General features: G+C 69.6%; 5 protein-coding genes. 4 read left to right on the top strand and 1 reads right to left on the bottom strand.

What is annotated here, in order from left to right; genetic code table 11:
* The first annotated feature begins 12 nt into the window (after positions 1–12).
* Genes AC4ELS_RS08745 through AC4ELS_RS08755 form a run of 3 tightly spaced genes read left to right on the top strand, consistent with a single transcriptional unit; the run spans position 13 to position 5,702 of the window.
* On the top strand, positions 13–4,182 hold the full coding sequence (locus AC4ELS_RS08745; RefSeq protein ID WP_499046803.1) for a glycoside hydrolase family 38 N-terminal domain-containing protein: 4,170 nt from the start codon (positions 13–15) through the stop codon (positions 4,180–4,182).
* A complete protein-coding gene (locus tag AC4ELS_RS08750) occupies positions 4,179–4,796 on the top strand; it encodes a DUF7158 domain-containing protein (protein WP_498885584.1) in 618 nt (205 codons plus the stop codon). The genes AC4ELS_RS08745 and AC4ELS_RS08750 overlap by 4 nt, the downstream gene beginning before the upstream one ends.
* 9 nt (positions 4,797–4,805) lie before the next feature.
* A complete protein-coding gene (locus tag AC4ELS_RS08755; protein WP_498885582.1) occupies positions 4,806–5,702 on the top strand; it encodes an ROK family protein in 897 nt (298 codons plus the stop codon).
* Here AC4ELS_RS08755 and AC4ELS_RS08760 read toward each other — a convergent pair.
* Entirely contained in the window at positions 5,603–6,037 is a 435-nt protein-coding gene (locus tag AC4ELS_RS08760) for a winged helix-turn-helix transcriptional regulator (RefSeq protein ID WP_082963505.1), read from the bottom strand. The genes AC4ELS_RS08755 and AC4ELS_RS08760 overlap by 100 nt on opposite strands.
* Positions 6,038–6,112: 75 nt before the next feature.
* On the opposite strand from AC4ELS_RS08760, the gene AC4ELS_RS08765 reads away from it, so the two are divergent.
* A complete protein-coding gene (locus AC4ELS_RS08765; RefSeq protein WP_498885579.1) occupies positions 6,113–6,565 on the top strand; it encodes an anthrone oxygenase family protein in 453 nt (150 codons plus the stop codon).
* The last annotated feature ends 147 nt before the right edge of the window (positions 6,566–6,712 follow it).

Here is a 6,712-nt window from a genome sequence, read left to right on the forward strand (position 1 = left end):
AGGGTTTTTCAGATGCGCGTCCTGTCAGTGGAGACGACGGAGCTGTTCGCCGGGCCGGAGGATGCCGCCCGGCAGCTGGTTCGGGTGCGATACGAGGCCTGCGTCGCGCCGACGCCGGTGCGGGTCAGCGGGGACGGGCTGACCGGTGAGGCGATGGCGGCCGCCGGGGACGGCACCGTCGAGGTCCCGGTGGACGTCGAGCGGGGCGTACCCGGGGAAGTCCGGCGCGCTCGGGTGGGCTCGATCGACTTCGACTTCACCGTCGCCGAACCCGGCTGGACGATGTACATGATCAGCCATTTCCACTACGACCCCGTCTGGTGGAACACCCAGGCCGCCTACACCAGTGTGTGGACCGAGGATCCGCCCGGCCAGTGCCGGCAGACCAACGGCTTCGATCTGGTGCACGCACACCTGGAAATGGCGCGGCGCGCACCGGAGTACAAGTTCGTCCTGGCCGAGGTGGACTATCTCAAGCCCTACTGGGATGCCCGGCCCGAAGACCGGGACGATCTGCGTCGTTTCATCGCCGAGGGACGCGTCGAGATCATGGGCGGCACATACAACGAGCCCAACACCAATCTCACCAGCCCGGAGACTGCCATCCGAAACTTCGTGTCGGGCATGGGTTTTCAACGTGACGTGCTCGGCGCCAATCCGGCCACGGCATGGCAGCTCGACGTGTTCGGCCACGACCCGCAGTTTCCCGGGATGGCGGCCGACGTCGGCCTGACGTCCAGTTCGTGGGCCCGTGGGCCGCACCACCAGTGGGGGCCGATGCAGAACGACGGCGACCCCGAGCGCATGCAGTTCGCGAGCGAGTTCGAGTGGATCGCACCGTCGGGCCGCGGGCTGCTCACCCACTACATGCCCGCGCACTATTCGGCCGGATGGTGGATGGACTCCTCGGCCTCACTGGCAGAGGCGGAAGAATCCACCTACGCGCTGTTCACCAAACTCAAACGAGTTGCGTTGACCCGCAACGTGCTCCTGCCCGTGGGCACTGACTACACCCCGCCCAACAAGTGGGTCACGCAGATCCACCGCGACTGGAATGCGCGGTACGCCTGGCCGAAGTTCGTGTGCGCCCTGCCCTCCGAATTCTTCACCGCGGTGCGTGCCGAGGTCGACGAGCGCGGCATCACACCGTCCCCGCAGACCCGCGACATGAACCCGATCTACACCGGCAAGGACGTCTCCTACATCGACACCAAGCAGGCCAACCGGGCCGCCGAGGACGCGGTGCTCGACGCCGAACGGTTCGCCGTGTTCGCCGGACTGCTCGGTGGGGCGGACTACCCGCAGGCCGCGATGGCCAAGGCCTGGGTGCAGCTGGCCTACGGCGCACATCACGACGCCATCACCGGCTCGGAGTCCGACCAGGTCTATCTCGACCTGCTGACCAGCTGGCGCGATGCCTGGGAGCTGGGTGTCACCGCCCGCGACAATGCTCTGCGCCTGTTGTCGGACGCGGTGGCGGGGTTCGGCGGGCAGGAGCGCGGCGACCCGGGAATCGGCGCAGTGGTGGTGTGGAACGCCGTGGCGCACAACCGGACCGACATCGTCACCGTGCACCTGGAGGAACCGTTCCAGGGCAGGGTGCTCGATTGCGACGGCAACGAGGTTCCCGTCCTGGTCGAACACGACGGGGTGACCGTGAGCTGGTTGGCCCGCGACGTGCCCTCGTTGGGCTGGCGGTCCTACCGGTTCACGGCCGGGACGGCGCACGGCTGGGAACCGGTGGCCGTGGATTCCATCGCCAATGACCGCTACCGCCTACGCGTCGACGCGGCCCGCGGCGGTGGGGTGTGTTCGCTCCTCGACGACGGGCGAGAGCTCATCGCCGACGGCGGCATGGGCAACGAACTGGCGGTCTACGACGAGTATTCGGCCCACCCCGAGGCCGGGGAAGGGCCATGGCACCTGCTGCCCACCGGTCCGGTGGTGTGCTCCTCGGCAGCCCCGGCCGAGGAGGTGCAGTGCTACCGGAGCGCGCTCGGTCAGCGGGTGGTCGTGCGGGGCCGCATCGGAGAGTTGTTGCGCTACACCCAGACCATCACGCTCTGGTCCGGTGTGGACCGGGTCGATTGCCGCACCGTCATCGACGAATTCGTCGGGGCCGACCGCCTGGTGCGGCTGCGCTGGCCCTGCCCGGTGCCCGGGGCGCTGCCGGTGAGCGAGGTCGGTGACGCCGTGATCGGCCGCGGATTCGGGCTGCTGCACGAACATTCGGCCCACCACGCGGTGGACGCGGCACAACACCCGTGGACCCTTGACAACCCGGCCTACGGTTGGTTCGGGCTGTCGTCGGCCGCGCGGGTGCGGATCGGCTCGGACGTCCGGGCGGTTTCAGTGGCCGAGGTGGTCGCTCCCGACGACGGCACCGACGCACGGGATCTGATGGTGGCCCTGGTGCGGGCCGGGGTGACCGCCACCTGCAGCGCCGCGGACAAACCCCGCTACGGCGATCTCACGGTGGACTCCAATCTGCCCGACACCCGGTTCGCGCTCGGTGGGCCCGATGAAAACCCTTTCGCCGCAGCTGTTCTCGCCGAAGCCGAGATCGCCTACTCCGACGAGTTCAAACGCCAGATCGACGCCACCGGATCGGCCCGCGTCTGGGTGCCTGCCGTCGCGCCCCTGCCCGAACAGTGGGTGCCCGGTGCCGATCTGCGCGGAGTGCGAAGCCTGCCGGTGCTGATCCTGGCCGGTGACCTCGACACGGTGGTCGAGGACCTGGGTGACGCCGAGATCGTCGTCACCCAGCAGGCTGCCGCGGCGGCCGAGCCGTTCGAGGCCCGCACCGTGGCACTGCTGAACCGTGGCGTGCCGAGCTTCGCCATCGAACCGGACGGCACCCTGCACACGTCGCTGATGCGGTCCTGCACCGGCTGGCCGTCCGGCACCTGGATCGACCCGCCGCGCCGTACCGCACCGGACGGCTCCAACTTCCAATTGCAGCACTGGACCCACACATTCGACTACGCGCTGGTCACCGGGGCCGGAGACTGGCGGGCCGCGGGGGTTGCCCCCAGCGCCGCGGAGTTCAACCGGCCGCTGCAGCCGGTGGTGGTGGATACGGATGCCGGTGGCGGACTGCCGGCGTGGGGTTCGCTGCTGGAGATCGAGCCGGCAGGCACCGTGCAGCTGGGTGCGCTCAAGGCCACGGGGAACCCGCTCGCGTCGGGCAGCGTCCGCAATTCCGACCCGGCCGACGGCGTCACCGCGCGCCTGGTCGAGATCACCGGCAGCGCTGCCGAGGTCACCATCCGGTCCGGGCTGCGCGCGGTCTCGGCCGCTGCGAACCTGAACCTGCTGGAAGAACCGGAGCCGCAACAGCCCTCGCATCTGAGCCTGCACGGCTACCAGATCGCCACGGTGTCCACCCAGTTCAACCTGCCGAAGGTGTTGCGCGGCGAGCACCAGCCGCTGGCACCCGAAGCCGAGGCGGCCCAACCGTTGTACGCCAGGTACTGGCTGCACAATCGCGGCCCGGCGCCGCTCGGTGGCCTTCCTGCCGTCGCATACCTGCATCCGGAGAGCGTTGCCGGACAACCCGATACCGAGGTGGTCGTGCGGCTGACGGCGGCCAGTGACTGCACCGACGCCGCGCTGCACGGCCGGGTCAGACTGCATGGGCCGCCGGGATGGGACGTGCAGCCCGCCGAGCTGCCCTACGTCCTGCCACCTGGCGAACATCTGGAAACCGATGTGGTGCTGAGCATCCCGCCCGGTGCCGCACCCGGGCTGTACCCGGTGCGTGCCGAACTCTCAGTGACCGGCAGCGGGTCGGAGGCCTTGCCGCCGTCGTGGCGGCAGGTGGTCGAGGACGTCTGCATCGTCACGATCGGCGAACCCGATGCGTACGTGCTCAAACTGGTGTCCGAGCCGCAGGCCGTCGACGTCAAGGCGGGTGAGACCGCGCGACTGTCGATGACGATCGGCACCGACGCGGTCACGGGTCTGAACGCCGAGGCTCACCTGATCAGCCCGTGGGGAACCTGGGAGTGGATGGGGCCGGCCGCGGCCGGCATCGAGGTACCAGCGGCGGGCACCGCCGAGGTGGTTTTCGACGTCACCCCGCCGTCGTGGGTCGAACCGGGGGAGTGGTGGGCGTTGATCAGAGTGGGCTGCGCCGGGCGGCTGGTCTACTCCCCGGCGGTGAAGGTGACGGTCCGGTGAACCCGGCGGAATGCGTGGCACGGGTGGCCGGAGAACCGGTGTCGGTCAAGGAGATCGACGATCGGGAGGCGACGTTGCGGGCGGGAAACCGCGCCTCGGCGCTGCCACGCCCCGGGACCAGCGAGGGCCGGCAATTGCGCCGCTGGCTCACCCAGCTGGTGGTTGCCGAGCGGGTGGTCGATGCCGAGGCCTGCGCGCGCGGACTGTCCGGCCTCGGCGCGCCCGGCCGGGACGAGCTGCTGCCCGACACCGCGGCCCGGTTGGAGATCGGCAGCGTCGCCGCCGCCACTCTGGATTGCGCCACGGCACGCGCCGTGTTCGCGGAGGTGACTGCTGCGATAGAGGTTTCAGAGGCGGAGGTGGCTGCCTACCACGCGCGCAATCCGCTGCGATTCGCGTTGGCGCAGGCCGGGTCCGACGGGTGGCGGGGCCGGCCCGTGGCGCCGTCGCTGGATCAGGCGCGCCACCGGATCGCCGCTCACCTGCGGGCGGCCGCGCGCAGGCAGGCGTTCCGGCAGTGGCTCGACACCCGTTGCGCGGCCCTGGTGGAACTCGCGGCCGGGTACGAGCACCCCGGCGATCCCCGTCAGCCGGACAACACGCACAAGCACTAGGAGCGCCACGTGACCCTCACCCTCGCGCTCGATATCGGCGGCACCAAGATCGCCGTCGCCCTGGTCGACGCCGAGGGACAGCTGGTGCATCGGGCGCAGCTGCCGACCCCCGACGGTGATGCCGAGTCGGTGTGGGCCGTCGTCGAGAAGCTGCTCGCCGAGACCTTGCAGACGGCGGACGGCGCCGCAGCCGCCGTCGGTATCGCCTCTGCCGGTCCGATCGACCTGTCGGGCGGCACGGTCAGCCCGATCAATATCTCCGAGTGGCAACACTTTCCGATAGTCGAGCGCGTCGCCGCCGCCACCCAGCTGCCGGTCCGGCTCGGTGGCGACGGGCTGTGCATGGCGCTCGGCGAGCAGTGGTGCGGCGCGGGGCGGGGCGCCCAGTTCCTGCTCGGCATGGTGGTCTCGACCGGGGTCGGGGGTGGTCTGGTGCTCGACGGCGCCCCGTATGACGGCCGCACCGGCAACGCCGGGCACGTCGGCCACGTTGTCGTCGCCCCCGACGGCGGCGACCTGTGCACGTGCGGTGGGCACGGCTGCGTCGAGACCATCGCGTCCGGACCCAGCATGGTGCGGTGGGCGCGGCGGCACGGCTGGGACGGTACTGACGCGAAGGCGCTCGGTGACGCGGCGAATCAAGGAGATGAGCTGGCCCTCAAGGCCTTTCATCGAGGTGCGCGGGCGGTGGCGACGATGATCGCCTCGGTGGGCGCGGTGTGTGACCTGGACCTGGTGGTGATCGGCGGGGGAGTGGCCAAATCCGGGGCGTTGTTGTTCGACCCCGTGCGCGCGGCACTGGCCGACTACGCCGGGCTGGAATTCTTGCGGGGGCTACGGGTGGTCCCGGCCGAACTCGGCGGTGACGCCGGCCTGGTCGGCGCGGCGGCGCTGGCACGCGGCTGACGCTTCTGCTTCTGGATCTCCATGTGGGTGCGGCCCCAGTCGCACAACGCACCGAGGACCGGCGCCAGCGTCTGGCCGTACTCGGAGATCGAATAGTGCACGCACGGCGGCACCGTGCCCGCGTCGTGGCGCTCGATGATCCCGGCGTCGACCAGATCGTGCAGATGCCGGATGAGCATCCGCTCGGTGATGTCAGGAATGCTGCGGCGCAGTTCGGCGGTGCGCATCGGCCCGTCGGCCAGCCGCCACAGGATGGTGCCCTTCCAGCGCCCGTCGATGACCGACAACGTCGCGTCGATCGGGCACTCTCCGATCTCTTTCTTGGAAACCGCCACGGTTCCGGCCCTTCCTAAGCTGACTAATTTGTCAGTACCTTGTTTTTTGTCAGCATACTGACCAGCCTGGATGGTATGGAAGAAACCGTGCAGATCCTTGCGGTGATCATCACCGGCCCGCTTCTGGGCGTCGAGTTCGGCGTCGCCGCCTTCACCAACCCGATCCTTCAGCGCCTACCTGACGCCGCCTACCGTCAGGCCCGCGGCACCGGCGCCAAGATTCTCGGGACGGCGATGCCGTTCTGGTACATGGCAGCGGTGGCGCTGATGATCGCCGCCGCGGTGTTCCGCCCCGGGCCCCTGCTCATCACGCCGGTCGTGCTGATGGCGCTGGTCATCCTGCTGACCCTCACCACGCTGGTGCCGATCAACAACCGCGTCGCCGCGGGATCCGGCGGTGATGGGGGCGGTGGCGAGGACCCCGGGCAGTTCCATGAACTGGTCAGCCGCTGGGACCGCCTGCACTGGGTGAGGGTGGGACTGGTGGCCGCCGCATTCGTCTGCCTGGTGCTGGCCGGCGCGCGCTGAGGCGCGGCGAGCGTGCGTGGAATGCCGGTGTTCGACGGTGTGTCGACCGGCAGACACGCACTCAGTGTGAATGTGGTGATGCCGCTGTTGCGGTGGTTGGGTTCTTTTCACCTGGTGTTTGGCTCAGACACGCACTGCCACCTCTGT

Source organism: Mycobacterium shunyiense, from assembly GCF_058270035.1.